The sequence below is a fragment of the Stenotrophomonas sp. GW821-FHT02D01 genome, assembly GCF_059421765.1.
Genome location: NZ_JBWKVP010000001.1, coordinates 72,435 through 91,697 on the forward strand (window position 1 = coordinate 72,435; position 19,263 = coordinate 91,697).

The 19,263-nt window shown below is 67.5% G+C and carries 16 protein-coding genes and 1 other RNA gene; 12 read left to right on the top strand and 5 right to left on the bottom strand.

Annotation, left to right across the window (positions count from 1 at the left end; genetic code table 11):
- Positions 1 to 108 precede the first annotated feature (108 nt).
- A complete protein-coding gene (locus AC07UW_RS00270) occupies positions 109 to 2,406 on the top strand; it encodes an autotransporter family protein (RefSeq protein ID WP_495211200.1) in 2,298 nt (765 codons plus the stop codon).
- Between the two features lie 163 nt (positions 2,407 to 2,569).
- On the opposite strand, the gene AC07UW_RS00275 is transcribed toward AC07UW_RS00270, so the two are convergent.
- The 4 genes from AC07UW_RS00275 to AC07UW_RS00290 are packed head-to-tail and all read right to left on the bottom strand — an operon-like array spanning position 2,570 to position 6,687.
- Positions 2,570 to 3,955, bottom strand: coding sequence for an FAD-binding oxidoreductase (locus AC07UW_RS00275; protein ID WP_495211201.1), 1,386 nt, complete (start codon positions 3,953 to 3,955; stop codon positions 2,570 to 2,572).
- Positions 3,952 to 4,608, bottom strand: coding sequence for a metal-dependent hydrolase (locus AC07UW_RS00280; protein ID WP_495211202.1), 657 nt, complete (start codon positions 4,606 to 4,608; stop codon positions 3,952 to 3,954). Before AC07UW_RS00280 ends, AC07UW_RS00275 begins: the two co-directional genes overlap by 4 nt.
- Complete coding sequence (locus AC07UW_RS00285) at positions 4,608 to 4,976, bottom strand: YraN family protein (protein WP_025876611.1); 369 nt, start codon at positions 4,974 to 4,976, stop codon at positions 4,608 to 4,610. The genes AC07UW_RS00280 and AC07UW_RS00285 overlap by 1 nt, the downstream gene beginning before the upstream one ends.
- Positions 4,966 to 6,687 carry a penicillin-binding protein activator gene (locus tag AC07UW_RS00290; protein ID WP_495211203.1) on the bottom strand — a complete coding sequence of 574 codons (1,722 nt, stop codon included), beginning with the start codon at positions 6,685 to 6,687 and terminating at the stop codon, positions 4,966 to 4,968. Before AC07UW_RS00290 ends, AC07UW_RS00285 begins: the two co-directional genes overlap by 11 nt.
- An 81-nt stretch (positions 6,688 to 6,768) precedes the next feature.
- Between AC07UW_RS00290 and rsmI the strand changes: the two genes are divergently transcribed.
- Together rsmI and rnpB are read left to right on the top strand one after the other, a co-directional pair.
- Entirely contained in the window at positions 6,769 to 7,587 is an 819-nt protein-coding gene (rsmI, locus tag AC07UW_RS00295) for a 16S rRNA (cytidine(1402)-2'-O)-methyltransferase (protein ID WP_495211204.1), read from the top strand.
- A gap of 168 nt (positions 7,588 to 7,755) precedes the next feature.
- Positions 7,756 to 8,107: RNase P RNA component class A (rnpB, locus tag AC07UW_RS00300), an RNA gene on the top strand.
- Between the two features lie 157 nt (positions 8,108 to 8,264).
- Here rnpB and AC07UW_RS00305 read toward each other — a convergent pair.
- Complete coding sequence (locus tag AC07UW_RS00305; RefSeq protein WP_495211205.1) at positions 8,265 to 9,017, bottom strand: NRDE family protein; 753 nt, start codon at positions 9,015 to 9,017, stop codon at positions 8,265 to 8,267.
- Between the two features lie 324 nt (positions 9,018 to 9,341).
- Between AC07UW_RS00305 and mraZ the strand changes: the two genes are divergently transcribed.
- From mraZ to murG, 9 genes are read left to right on the top strand one after another with little or no spacing between them, the layout of a single operon-like run.
- The gene (gene mraZ, locus AC07UW_RS00310) at positions 9,342 to 9,788 is read left to right on the top strand and encodes a division/cell wall cluster transcriptional repressor MraZ (RefSeq protein WP_025876601.1); all 447 of its coding nucleotides are present in this window, start codon (positions 9,342 to 9,344) and stop codon (positions 9,786 to 9,788) included.
- 14 nt (positions 9,789 to 9,802) lie between these two features.
- Positions 9,803 to 10,771: a 16S rRNA (cytosine(1402)-N(4))-methyltransferase RsmH gene (gene rsmH / locus AC07UW_RS00315; RefSeq protein WP_495211206.1), complete on the top strand. Its 969-nt coding sequence runs from the start codon at positions 9,803 to 9,805 to the stop codon at positions 10,769 to 10,771.
- Positions 10,768 to 11,031 carry a cell division protein FtsL gene (ftsL, locus tag AC07UW_RS00320; RefSeq protein WP_025876599.1) on the top strand — a complete coding sequence of 88 codons (264 nt, stop codon included), beginning with the start codon at positions 10,768 to 10,770 and terminating at the stop codon, positions 11,029 to 11,031. Before rsmH ends, ftsL begins: the two co-directional genes overlap by 4 nt.
- On the top strand, positions 11,028 to 12,872 hold the full coding sequence (locus tag AC07UW_RS00325; RefSeq protein ID WP_223494232.1) for a peptidoglycan D,D-transpeptidase FtsI family protein: 1,845 nt from the start codon (positions 11,028 to 11,030) through the stop codon (positions 12,870 to 12,872). The genes ftsL and AC07UW_RS00325 overlap by 4 nt, the downstream gene beginning before the upstream one ends.
- Positions 12,869 to 14,377, top strand: a complete 1,509-nt coding sequence (locus tag AC07UW_RS00330; protein WP_495211207.1) for a UDP-N-acetylmuramoyl-L-alanyl-D-glutamate--2,6-diaminopimelate ligase — start codon at positions 12,869 to 12,871, stop codon at positions 14,375 to 14,377. The genes AC07UW_RS00325 and AC07UW_RS00330 overlap by 4 nt, the downstream gene beginning before the upstream one ends.
- Positions 14,374 to 15,768, top strand: a complete 1,395-nt coding sequence (locus AC07UW_RS00335; RefSeq protein ID WP_495211208.1) for a UDP-N-acetylmuramoyl-tripeptide--D-alanyl-D-alanine ligase — start codon at positions 14,374 to 14,376, stop codon at positions 15,766 to 15,768. The genes AC07UW_RS00330 and AC07UW_RS00335 overlap by 4 nt, the downstream gene beginning before the upstream one ends.
- Positions 15,758 to 16,843, top strand: coding sequence for a phospho-N-acetylmuramoyl-pentapeptide-transferase (gene mraY / locus AC07UW_RS00340; RefSeq protein ID WP_025876592.1), 1,086 nt, complete (start codon positions 15,758 to 15,760; stop codon positions 16,841 to 16,843). The genes AC07UW_RS00335 and mraY overlap by 11 nt, the downstream gene beginning before the upstream one ends.
- A complete protein-coding gene (gene ftsW, locus AC07UW_RS00345) occupies positions 16,843 to 18,162 on the top strand; it encodes a putative lipid II flippase FtsW (RefSeq protein WP_025876590.1) in 1,320 nt (439 codons plus the stop codon). Before mraY ends, ftsW begins: the two co-directional genes overlap by 1 nt.
- Positions 18,159 to 19,247, top strand: a complete 1,089-nt coding sequence (murG, locus tag AC07UW_RS00350) for an undecaprenyldiphospho-muramoylpentapeptide beta-N-acetylglucosaminyltransferase (RefSeq protein WP_495211209.1) — start codon at positions 18,159 to 18,161, stop codon at positions 19,245 to 19,247. Before ftsW ends, murG begins: the two co-directional genes overlap by 4 nt.
- Positions 19,248 to 19,263: the final 16 nt, after the last annotated feature.

A 19,263-nucleotide genomic window follows, 5' to 3' on the forward strand; every position in this document is an offset into this window, starting at 1 on the left:
TAATTGAATGTGATCGATCCAGTACGACGGACACAGTAGCGGCCGTTACCACCGGACTGCGCACCTCCGCAGTTCGGCTGCCTGATCCATCAAACAGGAACCCTTTCCATGAATCCCATTCAGCACCGCCGATTGCCCCTGGCCCTCATGGCCGCCCTCGCCACCGTGGCCCCCGCTGCCTTTGCCGGCGTGGTTCCGGTGGATGGTGAAGTGGTGTTGGGGCCGGGGGCGCCTGCCGAACGCTGGACGGTGGGAACCGGCGGCACGCTGATCGTGCAGCCTGGCGCGCAGCTCATCGACATTGCCATGAGCGGCGCCGGGACCCTGCAGATGGATGGTGCCACGGTCACCAGTTCCGGCTCTTACGCTGCGATGGTTTCTGGTACAGCCACCATCTCCAATTCATCCCTGACCAACACCAGTCGTGAGGCCTTGCGGGTCACAAATCTCGACCCGTCGTCACCAGACAGGACGACCGTGAACATCAGCGGCAGCACCATCCGATCCGTGGTCAATGCGGTGAGCATGGGTTCCCGCACGGACCTGATGTTGTCCAATACCTCCGTCGCGGGTGGCAACGTTGGCGTCAACTCGTTCGGTGGTCGCCTCAGCGTCCTTGGCGGCAGCCGCATTGAGGGCGTAGCCGCCGGCATCCGGCTCAGGGTGGGCGACATCAGCATGGATACGCCCGGTGAGAACGTCATCGACGGCTCGACCGTGGAAGGCCTTGCCGGCCCAGCCATCGAGGTAAGGGGAACATCCAGCGGCGGCGCTTCGGCCGAGGCACGCATTGCCGTGCGCAATGGCAGCCAGTTGATCGGCGGCAATGGCAACCTGCTGGAAGTGTCGACGACGGGTACTGACCTGCCCATCGCCCACTTCGACGTTCAATCCAGCGCTCTGCGCGGCAACATCGTGGTGGGCGACGATGGCAGCCAGGGCCACGTGACGTTGTCCAACGGCGGCAGCGTCACCGGTGCGTTCACCAACGTCACCAGCGCCACGCTGGACAACGGCGGCCATTGGCAGATGAGCGGCGACAGCAGCGTGGGCACGCTGGCGCTCAACGATGGCGGCACGCTGGCGCTGGGCGATGGTGGCACCTTCAATACGCTCAGCGTGGACACCTTCACCGGCAACGGCGGCACCGTGCTGTTCAACACCGTGCTGGGCGCCGATGGGTCCAACACCGACCTGCTGCACGTGCTGGGCGATACCAGCGGCACCGCCAAGGTGGCGGTCAACAACGTGGGCGGCGCCGGCGCGCAGACGGTGGATGGCATCGAGCTGATCCGCGTGGACGGCGCATCCAACGGCCAGTTCGATCTGGCCGGGCGCGCGGTGGGCGGACAGTACGAGTACTTCCTGCACAAGGGCGGCGTGGCCGGTGGCGAGGGCAACTGGTACCTGCGCTCGCAGCTGCCGACCACGCCGGACCCGTGCGATGCCGATCCGACGCTGCCCGACTGCGGCGGCCCGGTAGTACCGGTGCTGCGCCCGGAAGGCGGTGCCTACCTGGCCAATCTGACCGCTTCGCAGGTGATGTTCCGCCTGGGCTACCACGACCGCCAGGCAGGCCAGAACGGTGGCCGCGGCTGGGCGCGGGTGGACGGTTCGCGTAGTGGCTTCGATGCGGTCAGCCGCCAGCTGGATGTGCAGGGCAACAGCCAGGCGCTGAGCGTGGGGGCAGACCTGCTGCGCAACGCGGACGGCAGCGCCTTCGGCGTCATGCTGTCCGCCGGCAACGCCGGCAGCACCTCCACCAATGCGCTGACCGGCTACTACGCGCGCGGCAAGGTGAAGGGCGCCGCACTGGGTGTGTATGGCACCTGGCGTGCACCGCATGAAGATCCGTATGCAGGGTTCTATGTGGATGGTTCGCTGCAGCGTTCGCAGTTCCGCAACCGGGTTGAAGGCCTGGCTCTGACCCCGGAGCGCTATGACAGCAAGGCGTGGCAGGGCGCGGTGGAAGCGGGTTATGCGGTGCGCGTAGGTGGTGCTGCCAACGGTGGCCTCTACCTGGAGCCGCAGCTGCAGGTCGGGTACAACCGCTGGGATGATCTGCGCCACACCGAAGCCAACGGCACGGTTGTGACCACGCGCGATGCCGATGGGTTGTTCGGCCGTGCGGGCGTGCGCCTTTCCGGTGTGACCCGGTGGGGCACGAGCGCCGCGCAGGTGCAGCCGTATGTGGCTGCGCACTGGCTGCACCAGCGTGCGGCGTCGGGCGTGCTGATGGACGATGAGGCGGTGGACGCGCGCATTCCGCGCAGCCGTGGCGAGTTCAGTGCCGGTGCGTCGCTGAAATTTGCCAATGGAGTGGGCGCGTGGGGTGGGCTGTCGTTGCAGCGTGCCTCGGGTTACCACCAGACCAGCGCCCAGGTGGGCCTGAGCTACAGCTGGTAAACCCCGTGGGGTCGGATCCCTTTGCAACGCAAAGGGATCCGACCCCTTCTGCGTACCCACTCACGTCGCGTGCGCTGCACATCCACGTACTCGGCCAATGCACCGCAGGCAAACAACAGCCCTTCGCGTGCACCAGGGAGGCGGTGTGGACCGCCACCTATCGCTAAGCCGGCGGCAGCACCTTGCCCGGGTTGAGGATGCCATCCGGATCCAGCGCGGCCTTGATCGCGCGCATCGCCGCCAGTGTTTCCGGGGTGAACGCCTTCGCCATGAAATCGCGCTTGGCCAAGCCGATGCCATGCTCGCCCGACAGCGTGCCGCCCAACGCCAGCGTCAGTTCGAAGATCTTCGGCAGCGCCGCGTGCGCGCGTGCGTTCTCGTCGGCATCGTCCGGGTGGTACAGGATGTTGACGTGCAGGTTGCCGTTGCCGGCATGGCCGAAGGTGACGATGGTCAGCGAATAATCGCGGGCCAATGCCTGCACGCCGGCAACCAGATCGGGGATGCGCGACACCGGCACCACCACATCCTCATTGATCTTGCCCGGCGCGACGCTGCGCAGGGCGGGTGACAGCGCTTTGCGCGCCGCCCATAGCTGGTCGCGCGCGCGGCCTTCCATCGCTACATCCAGTTCGATCATGCCGTCGCCTTCGGCGGCGTTGGCCAGTGCCTGCAGCAGGTAGGGCAGGGTGTCGTGGTCACCATCGGCCTCGACCAGCAGCATCGCGCCAGCGTCGGGTACGTCGGCACCGTTGAGGCGCAACAGCTCCAGGCTGCGTGCGTCCATGAATTCCAAGCGCGTGGGAACGACCGGCTGCGACATCAGCCGCGACACGGTAGCGGCGGCCGCGTCGGCATCGCGGTACAGCACACGCAGCCCGGCCTGGCTGACCGGCAGCGGGGTCAGCTTCAGCGTGGCTTCCACGATCAGCGCCAGCGTGCCTTCACTGCCCACCAGCAGGTGGGTCAGGTCGTAACCCGTGGCGTCCTTGGTGTAGGCACCGCCGCAACGGATCACTTCGCCGGAGCCGGTCACCGCCACCAGGCCCAGCACGTTGTCGCGGCTGGTGCCGTACTTCACCGCGCGCGGACCGCCGGCATTGCAGGCCAGGTTGCCGCCGATGCTGCAGATCTCGGCGCTGGAAGGATCCGGTGCCCAGAACAGGCCGTGCGGTGCCAGTGCCTGCTGCAGCGTTCCGTTGAGCACGCCCGGCTGCACCACCGCGCAGCGGTCACCGGCGCGGATCTCGACGATGCGGTCCATGCGGGTGAACGACAGCACAATGCTGCCGGGCAACGGCACCGCAGCGCCGGTGGTGCCGGTACCCGCGCCGCGCGCGACCAGGGCCACGCCATGCACGCGGCAGGCACGCACCAGCGCCTGCACCTGTTCGATATCTGCCGGCAGTGCCACCGCAGCCGGGCGCTGGTGGCGCCACGAGTTGTCCTGCGCGTTGGCCTCCAATGCGCCGTCATCCATGCGCCAGCCTTCCGCGCCCAGCAGGGCGGACAGTTCGGCAACCAGTGCAGCGGGTAGTGCGGTACTCATGACGGATCTCGTGGGGCAGCAGGAGCGGGTTGAATCAGTTTCCAGGCAACAACGGCGCCGGCCAGAGGCAGCCATACCCAGCGCAGTTCGGAGAGCAGTGTGGCCACGCCGCGCGCGCTGAAGAACTGCGGGGCAAACGGTGAAACGCGGATCGGCCGCCACGGCGCGAAGAAGCGGTGTTCGCTCCAGGGCCAGGCCAGCGCCACGCCAAGGCCGCCGGAGGTCATTGCATCCAGCAGCGGATGGCTGGCCGCGCACACGAAGACGAACACCGCCGCTTGCACGGTAGATGCCAACCTTGGTTGGCACAAACCCGCCGACCAAGGTCGGCCGCTACCAACGCTCGGATATGCATGTCCGGTAGATGCCAACCTTGGTTGGCGCGAAACCGCAGACCATGGCCGGCGGCTACCAAAGAACGCCAACACCGCTGCCAACACGGCGAGCACCAGGGCAAACAGCAGCGAGTGGCTGGCACCGCGATGGCCGAACGCATCGGCGTAGGGAATGTGCAGGGCAAAAGCGAGTACATCGGCGTCGGGCAGCATCGCCGCGATTACGCCGGCGGCCAGCAGACGCGGAGAAATACGGCCGCGATCAGCAGCGCACCACAGCGCCAGCGGCACGGCGGCATGGGTGATGATGGAAGGCATCAGCAATCATCCAACCGAAACGCATCGCGCAGCCAGTGAAGCTGCGGGGGTTCGCCCGTGGCTTCAACCACATCGAAGCGGCAGGGCGCATTGGCCACGGCGGGATGTTCCTGCAGGTACAGCTGCGCAGCGTGGATCAAACGCCGGCATTTGCGCGGGTCGACCGAGGCCGCACCGCCACCGAAGTCCTGCCGCGCGCGGTAGCGCACTTCCACGAAGACCACGGTGCCGGCGTCATCCATCACCAGGTCCAGCTCACCGCCGCGATAACGCACGTTGCGTGCGCGCGGCCGCAACCCGGCCTGCTGCAGATGCTGCTCGGCGGCGGCTTCCACCGCCGAGCCACGTTGCAGGTGCTCAGCGACCACCGGCGATCGGCATCGGCCGGCCACCGCTGAAGGTCGACCATGCCGGCTGGCGCAGGATGTTGCCGTTGCTGTCCAGGTACAGCGTGCCGGTGGCGCCGTCCAGGCCGCCTTCGGTGGCCAGCTTGTCCAGGTAGGCGCTGATCTTCCACGCATCGGCGCCAAAGGCGAACAGGCGGCTGGCGGCGCCGCGCGCGCTGGGCAGGGTCTGCGCAACCTGGGCAGCGGACGGCACGCCGGACACGCTGCGCACGTTCCAGGCTTCGTTCGGGTAGATGATGCCGTCCAGTGCCACGTCTTCTTCGACCTTGCCACTGCCGGTGGTCAGCTGCGAGGTACCCACGCGGGTGGCACCACCGGCACCGGCCAGCGCCAGCTGCGGCGCCAGCAGGCGGGCCTGCGGTGCACGTACGGCCAGGAACACGGCATCGACCGCGCCGGCGTTGCGCACCTGCGCGCTGACATCCCCCACCGTTTCGCTGATCGCGATGGTGGCGGCGACGCTGCCGCCGCGCTGGGCGAAGCGCTGGGCGAAGGCGGCTGCGGCGCGACGGCCGGTGTCGTCGCTGCTGTTGATCACCAGCGCCTTGCTGCGCTCGCGGCCACGCATGTATTCGGCGGCGACGATGCCGTCGTCCTCCGGTGCCAGCGAGAAACCGGCGCTGCCGGCGGGCGGTGCATCCTTGCCGCGGTTCAGGCCGAGCACCGGCACCGGCAGCTGCTGGCGGCCGTACACGGCATCCACCTCGTCGCGGCCGAGCGGACCGACCACGAAGTCGGCGCCGGACGCCACGGCCTTGTCATACGCGGCCAGCGCACCGGCCGGGGTACCGGCGGTGTCGAAGAAGTTGACCTCCGGACGACGGCGGGTTTCACCGTAGTAGGCGCTGAGCAGGCCATCGCGCACCGGCTGTGCGGCGGTGGCCAGGCGGCCGCTGAGCGGCAGCAGCACGGCCAGCTTGGCCGGCGGGCGGTAGCCATCGCTCATCGCCGGCGGGCGCTTGCTGGTGTCGAACTGGGCGGTGCCATCGCGATCGAACGGGCGCGGCAGCGGCAGGCCACGGGCGATCAGCGCACGGCCTGCAAAGTTGTACAGCGGGTCATTGGCCGGCAAGGCGGCGGCGCGACTGCGCAGGGTGGCATCGTCGAGGGTGCCGAGCAGGCCGGAGATGGCGGCCTGGTTCTCGCTGCGCGCGGTGCCGGTCAGGCCAGCATGCGCACGGGCGCGTTCGCTGGCGGCGGCAAAGGCATCGCCGGTGGCCTGCAGGGCATTGGCGCGGGCCAGCGACCAGCGCGTGCGCAGGCTCGGGTGCACGTTGTCGGCATGATCCTTCAGCAGGGCCAGTGCCTGTGCCGGCTGCTTGTCGGCCAGCGCCAGTTCGGCGCTGGCCAGCTGGTAACGCTGCAGGCTGGCGCCGGTCAGCTGGCGGGCGGTCACCTGGCCCAGCAGGCTGCGCGCGCGTGCGCTGTCGCCGGCCAAGTGCCAGGCCCAGGCCGCATCGGCCAGCGCGTTGCTGCGGGAACCGCCACGCAGGGTTGCGGCCAGCGCCTCCAGTTGCAGGGCGGCGTCGCGCGGCTTGCCTTGTTCAATCAGCGCCAGCGCCTGGCTCTGGGCCGGCGATTCGGGCGTGCTGACGAGGCTGGTGGTGGCACAACCGGCCAGCAGCATCAACGACAGCGACAGGGCAGAGATGCGTGCGGCGGGCTTGTTCATGATCGGGTCCATGCGATGAGGGCAGCGGCCTTGGCCAGGTACACGCTAGGATTCTACCCTTGCCCCGTGAGTACCGCTGAAATGAGTGTCCCAACCCTGTATGTCGTCGCCACGCCGATCGGCAACCTGGCCGATCTGAGCCCGCGCGCGCAGGAGGTATTGCGTTCGGTGGCGGCCATCTGTGCCGAGGACACCCGCCGCAGTGGCCAGCTGCTGTCCCATTTCGGCATCCAGCAGCCGCTGGTGGCCCTGCACGAGCACAACGAAGAGGCCCTGGCCCAGCGTCTGGTGGCGCGCCTGCAGGCAGGCGAGTCGCTGGCGCTGGTCAGCGATGCCGGCACCCCGCTGGTCAGCGATCCGGGCTTCCGCCTGGTGCGTGCTGCGCGCGCGGCCGGCATCAAGGTCAGCCCGATTCCCGGCGCCTGCGCCGCGATTGCCGCGCTGAGCGTGGCCGGCCTGCCGAGCGACCGCTTCACCTTCGAGGGCTTCCTGCCGGCCAAGGCCAGCGGCCGCCGCGATCGCCTGCAGGGGCTGGCCGGCGAAGTGCGCACGATGGTGTTCTACGAATCCTCGCACCGCATCACCGAGTCGTTGGCCGACATGGCGGCGATCTTTGGTGGCGAGCGCCCGGCCGTGCTGGCGCGCGAGCTGACCAAGCTGTTCGAGACCGTGCTGGATGGCGACCTGGCCGGGTTGCTGGCGCAGGTGGAAGCCGATGACAACCAGCGCAAGGGCGAGTTCGTGGTGATGGTGCAGGGCGCTGGCGACGATGCCGAGGCGCAGCTGGCACATGGCCGGCACGTCTACGCCAAGCTGAGCGAGCACCTGCCGCCGTCGACCGCGGCCAAGCTGGCAGCCGAATTGACCGGCGCACCGCGCAAGGCGTTGTACGGCAGTTGAACGGCGTTGGGTGAAACGCAGCCACGCATGGCGTGGCTCTACTGCGCAGGACGGGCCCGCCCACGTCATTGCGTGTGTAAGGTAGATCCACGCCATGCGTGGATGGATGAACCGCACGCCGCAATCAAACCGGCAGGGCGGGCCTGCGTACGTTAGAATGCGCGCGGCGGAGTCGGCCAGACAGTCGCGTCATCCCTTCGGGGGTGCCGAGGAAAGTCCGGGCTCCATAGGGCAAGGTGCCAGGTAACGCCTGGGCGGCGCAAGCCGACGGAAAGTGCAACAGAAAGATACCGCCTACGTCTTCTTCGGAAGGCCGGTAAGGGTGAAATGGTGCGGTAAGAGCGCACCGCGAGTCTGGCAACAGACCGGCACGGCAAACCCCACCTGGAGCAAGACCAAATAGGGATCCATTGGCGCGGCCCGCGTTGGATCCGGGTAGGTTGCTTGAGCGTTGCGGCGACGTAACGCCTAGAGGAATGACTGTCCACGACAGAACCCGGCTTATCGGCCGGCTCCGCCCCTTCATTCCATCCACGTCCATCCACGCATGGCGTGGATCTACCTATCGCCATCCACGCATGGTGTGGACCTGGTAGTGCCGGCCGCTGGCCGGCAACCGCGTGACATGCCCGGAAGATCCAGAGGTTGCCGGCCAGCGCCCGGCACTATCGTTCCAGTCAGAAAATGACGTGACCCTGTCCGCTGGGTACACCCTGCGGACCAAAGCGGCGCTCATGGATTTCGCCGTGTCCGTTGCCATCAATCAGCAGCACGGTACTGGCGCGGGTGCCGTAATCGTCACCACGGATGAAGGCGGGGCTGAGCCAGCGTTCGCGTTCCAGGCCGATGCCGGTATCGGGCAGGTCGCTGTCGACCGGGCGATGTTCATCCGCCAGGGCCTGCCACAGCGGGTCAAGCGAGTCGGCATCGGCCGCCAGCCACGCCGACAGCGCATCCATCAGCCGCCGGGTCTTCGGCCAGGGCGCATCAAGCGCGCCGTTGGACATGCCATGCACGCCCGCGCCAAGCGTCTGCCGCTCGGCCGGGTGGTTGCCCAGATACTCCAGGCTGTGGCCATCGGCCAGCAGCAGGTTGAACGGGGCATAGGCAGCGGAGATCCCGGCCAGACGTTCTATATGAGTGCCCGCCGGATCGCGGCCACGCAGGTAGTCGGCCACCAGAGCGCCACGCGATGGCCCGGTCTGCGAAGCCTGTGGATCGCGGACGTTGGTCACCACCGCCATCCGGCCGCCGGCACCCACCCCGGCCCAGCCGCCGCCGGAGCGCAGGTCGCGTCCGCCGATGACCGACGTCTCATCCTGCCAGGGGGCCAGGGCTGCAGTCGGTCGGGCGTGGAACTCATCACGGTTGCCGGCCATCACCAGCCGCCAGCGCGGGTGGTGCAACCAGCCAATAGCAAGCAGGCACATGGCGCCATTGTGCCCGGTTTGCGCAGTCCGACGTCGCTTTCGGCCCGCTCCGGATGAATGCGCAGCCCATGTTTCACGCGCCCTCCACACCCCTGAACTTCCGTTCAATCTCAAAAATTGAGACGGATCAGCAACTTGTGGATAAACCTTGAACAACTCTCTAAACATCGGCGCAAACCATTGATGCGGCTGGCGATTTCCCTGCTGAAAAGTTGTTGACAACCCTTGGGCCGCTGCTAAGGTGGGCATCAGAGGGAAATCCGGGTGTTTTGTGGATTTTCGTGGTTCAATGTTTCACCGGGCGAAGGATAAGGTGCACGCGTCGTGTTCCAGGGCGAGACGGCCATCACAGTTGACGACAAAGGACGCATGGCGGTTCCCACCGCTCACCGCGACCTCGTTGCGCGCGTCAGCAACAACCGTCTCGTGTTGACCTACAACCCGTTCGAATCCGGCTGCCTGTGGCTGTATGCCGAGTCGGAATGGGAGCGGGTACGCGACGACGTCATGTCCAAACCCAACACACAGCGCGTCGTACGTCTGCTGCAGCAGAAGCTGGTCGGTTCAGCCGCCCACCTGGAGCTGGACGGCAACGGTCGCATCAGCATTCCCGCCAGCCACCGCGGTGCGGTGGGCATTGAGAAGAAGGCGGTATTGCTCGGTATGGGCGACAAATTCGAATTGTGGAGCGAGCAGGCGCATCGGGCCCTGATCCAGCAGACGTTGTCTGATGAGGATCTGGGTGATGGGTTGCTCGACCTGAAGTTGTGAGCCGGGGTGCCCGGATGCGCCCAGAAGCGCAGACCGGTCACCTTCCGGTGTCGCAGTCGCCGGCGGTGCATCTGCCGGTCCTGTACACCCAGGTCCTGGAAGGCCTGAGGGTGATCGAAAACGGACGTTATCTGGATGGCACGTTCGGTCGTGGCGGTCATGCACGTGGCGTGCTCACCCAGCTCGGTCCCGAGGGACGCCTGCTGGTCATGGACAAGGATCCGGAAGCCATTGCCGTTGCCGAGCGCGATTTCGCGCCGGACCCGCGCGTGTCGATCTTCCGCGGCAGCTTCGCCCAGCTGCTGCAGTGGAACGAGACCGCCGAAGGCCTGGATGGTGTGCTGTTCGACCTTGGCGTGTCCTCGCCGCAGCTGGATGTGGCCGAGCGTGGTTTCAGCTTCGGCAAGGACGGCCCGCTGGACATGCGCATGGACCCGGACAGTGGCGAAAGCGCTGCGCAGTGGATCAACCGCGTGGAAGATCGCGAAATCGCCGACGTGCTGTGGACCTACGGCGAAGAGCGGCAGAGCCGGCGTATCGCCCGCGCCATCGTGGCCCGCCGCGAAAAGCAGCTGTTCACCCGTACCGCCGAGCTGGCCGAGCTGATCGCCTCGGTGATGCCGCGCGGCAAGGACAAGATCCACCCGGCCACGCGCAGCTTCCAGGCCATCCGCATCCACATCAACCGCGAACTGGCCGACCTCGAAGCCGGCCTGGACGCGGCGGTGGAGCGCCTGAAGCCCGGTGGCCGGCTGGCGGTCATCAGCTTCCACTCGCTGGAAGACCGCATCGTCAAGCAGTACATGAACCGCCTGGCCAAGGCACCGCCGGCCAACCGCCGGCTGCCCGAGGCGCAGGCCTTCGTGCCGACCCTGGACCTGATCGGCGGCGCCATCAAGGCCACCGACGAAGAACTGGCGATGAACCCGCGCGCCCGCAGCGCCGTGCTGCGTGTGGCCCAGAAGCGGGAGGCCGATGCATGAGCCGGCTGCTGCTGATCATCCTGTTGGCCTGCACCGTGGCCTCGGCGATCGGCGTCGTGTTCGTGCGTCACCGTCACCGGCAGACGTTCATCGAGCTGTCGCGCGCCGAGCGCGCGCGCGATGACCTGAACATCGAATTCGGCCGCCTGCAGCTGGAGCAGGCGACCCTGGCCGAAGCCAATCGCGTGGACAGCATCGCCCGCGAAAAGCTTGGCATGAAGTTCCCCGAAGCCGCCGACGTGGTGGTGGTGCGCCCATGAGCAAGACCGGCCGCAACCGTCCCCGCAACGCCTTCAACCTGCGCCAGCGCCTGCGCTGGGTAGCCCTGGCACTCGGTCTGTGCTCGGTGTCGCTGGTCGGTCGCGCGGCCTACGTGCAGATCATCAACAGCGACTTCTACCAGCGCCAGGGCGAAGCGCGTTACCTGCGCGAGCTTCCGATCAAGACCTCGCGCGGCATGATCACCGACCGCAACGGCGAGCCGTTGGCGGTGTCCACGCCGGTCGCCTCGATCTGGGTGAACCCGCAGGACCTGCTGCGTTCGCCCGAGCGCATCCCCGAGCTGGCACAGGCGGTGGGCATGTCGGTGGACGAGCTGAGCAGCCGCCTGTCGCAGAAGTCGGACAAGGAATTCATGTACCTGCGTCGCCGGATCAATCCGGACGAGGCAGAGCGCGTGGTCGCACTGAAGATTCCGGGCGTGGCGGCACAGCGCGAGTTCCGCCGTTTCTACCCGCAGGGTGAAGCGATGGCGCACGTGCTCGGCTTCACCAACATCGATGACCGCGGCCAGGAAGGCCTGGAGCTGGCCTTCGACGAATGGCTGCGTGGCAAGCCCGGCGGCAAGCGGGTGATCCGCAACCGCAAGGGCGAAACGGTCGAAAGCGATCTGCTGCGTGCGGCCGAGCCGGGCAAGGATCTGACCCTCAGCATCGACCGCCGCATCCAGTACCTGGCCTTCAAGGAACTGCGCAACGCGCTGGTGGCCAACAAGGCGGCCGGCGGCTCGATGGTGATCATGGATGTGACCACCGGCGAGATCCTGGCCATGGTCAACCTGCCGACCTACAACCCCAATTCGCTGACCAACGCACAGCCGGACACGCGCCGCAACCGTGCGGTGACCGATCTGGTCGAGCCGGGCTCGACGATGAAGCCGCTGACCATCGCCACCGCGCTGCAGGCCGGTGCGGTGACCAAGGACACCGTCATCGATACCAACCCGGGTTACATGACCCTGGGGCGTTTCACCATCCGCGATGTGCCGCGCAACAACGGCGTGCTGAACGTCACCGGCGTGATCACCCGCAGCTCGAACGTGGGTGCGGCCAAGGTCGCCGCGAAGATGCCCGACCAGGTGTTCTACGACGGTGTGCGCCGTTTCGGCTACGGCTCGGTCCCGCACAGCGGTTTCCCGGGTGAGTCCGGTGGCGTGGTGCTGCGTCCGGCCCGCTGGTCGGGCACCACCAAGACGACCATGTCCTACGGCTATGGCCTGAATGTCACGCCGCTGCAGATCGCCACCGCGTACTCGGCGCTGGCCAACGGCGGCAAGCTGATCGCGCCGACGTTCGTGAAGGGCCAGCGCAACGAAGGCCAGCAGATCATCGACGAGAACGTCGCCAAGCAGGTGGTGGCGATGATGGAAACGGTGGTCACCCAGGGCGGCGCCAAGCAGGCGGCGGTGCTGGGCTATCGCGTGGCCGGCAAGACCGGTACCGCGCGCAAGACCGGCCCCGGTGGCTACGAGCGCGGCCACTACAACGCGCTGTTCGCCGGCGTGGTGCCGGCTACCAATCCGCGTTTTGCCACCGTCATCGTCATCAACGATCCGCAGGGCGGCAAGTTCTACGGCGGCCTGGTGTCGGCGCCGGTCTATCACAACGTGATGGAAGGCACCCTGCGCCTGATGGACGTGCCGCTGGATGACCTGCAGTCGTGGCTGGCTGCCCAGCAGTCCGGAAAGATCGGCCATTCGGCCTCGGTGCTGCCGGTGCCGCCGGCCGAAGCCGCACTGCCGGTGGATGCCGCCGCTGAATTCGATGCTGCGCTGCCCAGCGCGCACCCCCATGTGCCGCCCGCGACGGGAGGCACGCAATGAGCCCTTCGATGTTGCTTTCGCAGTTGCTTCCGGACGTGGCCCTGGCGGGCCATGATCCCGTTCTGACCGGCCTGGTGCTGGACAGCCGTGCCGTGCGCCCCGGCAATGCTTTCGTTGCCATCGCCGGTTTCGGCGCGCATGGCCTGGGCTTTGTCGAGCAGGCGCGTGCTGCCGGTGCCGGCGCGATCCTGTTCGAAGCGCCGGCGCCTGCCGAGCTGCCTGCACCGGCCGATGCCATCGCCGTGCCGGACCTGCGTGCGCGTCTGGGGGCGATGGCCGACCAGTTCCATGGCGCGCCTTCGCGGGCGATGACCATGGTTGGCGTGACCGGCACCAACGGCAAGACCTCCACCGTGCAGCTGCTGGCCCAGGCCTGGCACCTGCTCGGTACGCCCAGTGGCAGTATCGGCACGTTGGGCGCCGGACTTTATGGTGCGGTCGAGCCGACCGGTTTCACCACCCCGCTGGTGCTGCAGATGCATGCACTACTGGCGCAGCTGCGCGACGATGGCGCGCGCGCGGTGGCGATGGAAGTCAGCTCGCATGCGCTGGACCAGGGCCGTGTGGATGCGGTGCACTACGACGTGGCGGTGTTCACCAATCTCACCCGCGATCACCTTGATTACCACGGCGACATGGCCAGCTACGGCGCGGCCAAGGCGCGGTTGTTCCATCGCCCGGGCCTGAAGGCGGCGGTGATCAATCTTGACGATGCGTTCGGTCGCCAGTTGTTCGCCGGCCTGCCGGCGGGCGTGCAGGCCATCGGCCTGAGCTCGCGTGGTGCCGACGGTGCCAGCGTGCGCGCCGAAGCGCTGCAGCTGGATGGCCGCGGCATCGGTTTCGAACTGGTCATCGACGGCCAGCGCGCTGCGGTGCAGTCGCCGCTGCTGGGCCGCTTCAACGTGGACAACCTGTTGGCCGTGGCCGGCAGCCTGCATGCGCTGGGCCACCCATTGCCGCGCATCGCCGAGGTGCTGTCGGCACTGCAGCCGATCCGTGGCCGCATGAACCGCCTGGGCGGCGAAGACGGCCTGCCCACCGTGGTGGTTGATTACGCACATACCCCCGACGCGCTCGAACAGGCGCTGGACAGCCTGCACGGCCACCTGCAGGGCACGCTGTTCTGCGTGTTCGGCTGCGGTGGCGAGCGCGATACCGGCAAGCGCCCGCAGATGGCAGCCATTGCCGAGCGCCTGGCCAACCAGGTCATCGTCACCGATGACAACCCGCGTGGCGAAGATGGCGACGTGATCTTGGCCGACATCCTGGCTGGTTTCACCGATGCCTCTGCCGTGACCGTGCAGCGTAACCGCGCGCGTGCGATCGGCCTGGCGGTGAAGCGCGCCGGTGACGGCGACATCATCCTGATTGCCGGCAAGGGCCACGAGCCCTACCAGGAAGTGAATGGCGTGCGGCATGACTTCGACGACACCGAAGTGGCCGCTGCCGCACTGGCTGCGAAGGCCGGTGTTCTAGCAGCCCAGACCGGGGAGGGCGCGGCATGAAGCGCACCCTGCTTTCGCTGATCGCGCACTGGGCCGGTGGCGAGATCCACGGCGACGACGTGGCCATCGACGCCATCAGCAACGATACCCGCAGCCTTGGCCCGGGCAGCCTGTACGTGGCGCTGCGTGGCGAACGCTTCGACGGCCATGACTTCGCCGCTGACGCGCAGGCACGTGGCGCCAGCGCGCTGCTGGTCGAGCGCCTGCTGCCGCTGGACCTGCCGCAGGTGCTGGTGGCCGACAGCGAGCGCGCGCTGGCGAAGATCGCCGCCGGCATGCAGCGCGACCGTGCGACCGAACTGTTCGCCATCACCGGCAGCAACGGCAAGACCAGCGTCAAGAGCCTGCTGCTGGCGATCCTGCAGCAGGTGGCCCAGCACGCGCACAAGGTGGTCTACGCCAACCCGGGCAACCGCAACAACGAGATCGGCCTGCCGCTGGCGGTGATCGACGCACCGGAAGATGCCGACTACGCCGTCTACGAGATGGGCGCTGGCAAGCCGGGCGACATCGCCTACCTGACCGACATCGCACGCCCGCGCTACGCGCTGGTGAACAACATCGCCTCGGCCCACCTGGAGCGGATGGGCAGCCTGTTCGGCGTGGCCGTGACAAAGGGCGCGATCTACGCCGCACTGCCGGCCGATGGCGTGGCCGTGATCAACGTCGACGACGCCTACGGGCGCTGGTTCGAACAGCATTTCATCGGTACCCCGGCACGTTGCCGGGTGCTGCGCTATGGCCTGGAACACACCGCCGACGTCACCGCGCGTGACATCCGTGCCGGTGCGCAGGGCAGCCGCTTCACCCTGGTCACGCCGATGGGCGAGGCGGGCGTGGTGCTGGGCCTGCCGGGCCGCCACAACATCAGCAATGCGCTGGCCGCCGCCAGCCTGGCGCTTGCCGCCGGCATCGAACTGTCACTGGTGGCCACCGGCCTGGCCGAAGCGCAGCCGGTGCCGGGCCGCCAGATCGCCCATCAGCTGCGCAATGGCGCGGTTCTGGTGGACGACAGCTACAACGCCAACCCCGGTTCGCTGGCCGCCGCCATCGACGCGCTGGCCGCCGCCCCGGAAGAGGGCTGGCTGGTGCTGGGCGACATGCGCGAGCTGGGCGCCGATGCCGAGGCGCTGCATGCACAGGCGGGTATCCGCGCGCGTGCCGCCGGCCTCAAGCGCCTGTATGCGCTGGGCCCGCTCAGCGCTGCTGCTGCCGCTGCGTTTGGCGAGGGCGGACATCATTTCACCACCCATGACGCGCTGTCGCAGGCGTTGAAGGAAGCGCTGCACGCCGGCGTGCGCTGCCTGGTCAAGGGTTCCCGTGGCAGCGCCATGGACACGATTGTCAAAGCGCTGCTGGCGCAAGGAGAGGAATCCCCGCATGTTGTATGAACTGGCTCGATGGTTGCAGCAGTTGGAGAGCCTGTTCGGGCTGTTCAACTACCAGACGTTCCGCGCCATCCTTGCCGCGTTGACGGCGCTGTTCCTGTCGCTGTGGCTCGGCCCGGCGATGATCCGCAAGCTTGCCCAGTTCAAGGGCGGCCAGCCGATCCGGACCGATGGTCCGCAGACCCATTTCTCCAAGGCCGGTACGCCGACCATGGGCGGTTCGCTGATCCTGCTCACCGTCACCCTGTCGGTGCTGATGTGGGCCGATCTGCGCAACCGCTACGTGTGGCTGGTGCTGGCGGTGATGCTGTGCTTCGGCGCCATCGGCTGGTACGACGACTGGATCAAGATCGTCCGTCGCGATCCGAACGGCCTGAAGTCGCGCTGGAAGTACCTGCTGCAGTCGATCTTCGGCCTGGCTGCCGGCATCTTCCTGTTCCAGACCGCCGACGTACCGGCGGCGCTGACCTTCTACATCCCGATGTTCAAGTCGGTGGCGCTGCCGCTGGCTGGCATCGGCTTCGTGGCCATCGCCTATTTCTGGATCGTCGGCTTCTCCAACGCGGTCAACCTGACCGACGGCCTGGACGGGCTGGCGATCATGCCGACGGTGCTGGTGGCCTGCGCGCTGGGCGTGTTCGCCTACGCGTCGGGCAACGCAGTGTTCGCCAACTACCTGCAGATCCCGCAGATTCCAGGCGCCGGTGAGCTGGTCATCATCTGTGCGGCGATCGCCGGCGCGGGGCTGGGCTTCCTGTGGTTCAACACCTATCCGGCCATGGTGTTCATGGGCGATATCGGCGCGCTGTCGCTGGGCGCGGTGCTGGGCACCATCGCGGTGATCACCCGCCAGGAACTGGTGCTGGTGATCATGGGCGGCGTGTTCGTCATCGAAACGCTGTCGGTGATGATCCAGGTCGCCTCGTTCAAGCTGACCGGCAAGCGCGTGTTCCGCATGGCGCCGATCCACCACCACTTCGAACTGAAGGGCTGGCCTGAGCCGCGCGTGATCGTGCGCTTCTGGATCATCTCCGTCGTGCTGGTGCTGATCGGCCTGGCCACGTTGAAGGTACGCTGATGAACGACCTGTCGCACCAGGCAACACGCCTTGAGGCCATCGGTGGCAGCTACGACAAGTGGCTGCTCGGCGCGATGATCGCGCTCACCGGGCTGGGCGTGGTGATGGTGGCGTCCAGCTCGATCGCGTTGATGAGCAGCCCGTTCTATTACCTCAACCGCCACCTGATCTTCCTGGCGGTCGGCATCGTGTTGGCCATCTTCGCCGCGCGTACCGAGCTGAAGACCATCGAGCAGTACAACCAGATGCTGCTGCTGGGCTGCTTCGCGCTGCTGGTGGTGGTGTTCGTGCCCGGCCTGGGCAGCAGCGTCAACGGTGCCCGCCGCTGGATCAACCTGGGCATCTCCAAGTTCCAGACGGTCGAAGCGGTGAAGGTGCTCTACATCGTCTGGCTGTCCAGCTACCTGGTGCGTTTCCGCGACGAGGTCAACGCCACCTGGCCGGCGATGCTCAAGCCGTTGGGCGTGGCTGGTGCGCTGGTGGTGCTGCTGCTGCTGCAGCCCGACTTCGGCTCGTCCACCCTGCTGCTGGCGATCACCGCCGGCATGCTGGTGCTGGGCGGGGTGAACATGCCGCGCATGTCGATGCCGGTGGTGATCGGCCTGGTGGGCATGAGCGCGCTGGCGATCATCGAGCCGTACCGCATGCGCCGCATCACCTCCTTCCTCGACCCGTGGGCCGACCAGCAGGGCGACGGCTACCAGCTGTCCAACGCGCTGATGGCGGTGGGGCGTGGCGAGTGGACCGGCGTTGGCCTGGGCAATTCGGTGCAGAAGCTGTACTACCTGCCCGAGGCGCACACCGACTTCATCTTCTCGGTCACCGCCGAGGAGTTCGGTTTCCTGGGCACCTGCGTGATCGTGGCCCTGTACGCACTGCTGGTCGGCCGCACCTTCTGGCTGGGCATGCGCTGCGTGGAAATGAAGCGCCACTTCTCCGGTTACATCGCCTTCGGCATCGGCCTGTGGATCAGCATGCAGACCTTCGTTTCGATCGGCGTGAACCTGGGCATCCTGCCGACCAAGGGCCTGACCCTGCCGTTGATTTCGTCGGGTGGTTCGTCGGTGCTGATGACCTGCGTGGCGATGGGCCTGCTGCTGCGCGTGTCCTATGAACTGAAGCGCGCCGAGCGCCGCCAGGCCGTGCGCATGGGCGCTGCCGACGATGTTGCCGGCCCTGCCGCCGCCGAGCCTTCTGCTGCACCGGTGGCGAAGAACGTGCCGATGGCTGCCGAACCGGCCGCGGCCGAGCCGGCCGCCGTGCGTGGCACCAGCCGCCTGCAGTCGCGCGTCGAACCTACCTTCGGGAGGCTCGGATGAGCGCAGTCCAGAACAACGCCCGGCCGGTGATGATCCTGGCCGGTGGTACCGGCGGGCACATCTTCCCCGGCCTGGCCGTGGCCCGCGTGCTGCGCGCGCGTGGCGTACCGGTCACCTGGATGGGCGCTGATGGCGCCATGGAAACCCGTCTGGTTCCGCAGCACGACATCCGCATCGATACGCTGGCCATCACCGGTCTGCGTGGCAAGGGCAAGCTGGCCCTGCTGGCCGCGCCGTGGCGGTTGATGCGCGCGTTGCGTGCGGCCGGGCTGATCATCCGTGATCGCCAGCCGCGTGCGGTGGTCGCCTTCGGTGGCTTCGCTTCCGGCCCCGGTGGCATGGCCGCGCGCCTGCACGGCCTGCCGCTGATCGTGCACGAACAGAACCGCGCGCCGGGCCTGACCAACCGCATCCTGTCGCGCTACGCGCGCCGCCTGCTGACCGGTTTCCCTGGCACCTTCGCTGCACGCGAGGAGTTCGTGGGCAATCCGGTGCGCGCCGAAATCGCCGCCGTCGCGCCGCCGCAGCAGCGGCTGGCCGATCGCAGCGGTCCGCTGCGCCTGCTGGTGCTGGGCGGCAGCCAGGGCGCACGCGCGCTCAACAGTGGCGTGCCGCAGGCACTGGCCAGCCTGGGTGCGCAGGTGCCGGTGGTGGTGCGTCACCAGAGCGGCGAGAAGCTGCATGCCGAAGCGGTCGAGGCCTATGCCAAGGCCGGCGTGCAGGGCGAGGTCACACCGTTCATCGCCGACATGGCCGAAGCCTTCGCCTGGGCCGACCTGGTGGTGTGCCGTTCCGGCGCGTCGACGCTGGCCGAACTCTGCGCGGTCGGCATCGGCAGCGTGCTGGTGCCATTCCCCGCTGCTGTCGACGATCACCAGACCCGCAATGCGGAGTACCTGGTCGAGCGCGATGCAGCCGTATTGCTGAAGCAGGACGAAACGCTGGCAGACGGCATTGCCGCGCTGCTGCGTGATCTGTCCGAAAATCCCGCCCGCCGCATGCAGATGGCGCAAGCCGCGCGTGCCCTGGCCAAGGTCGATGCCGCCGAGCGCATCGCCGATATCATTCTCGAGGAAGCTGTATGAAGAAGGCACGCTCCAG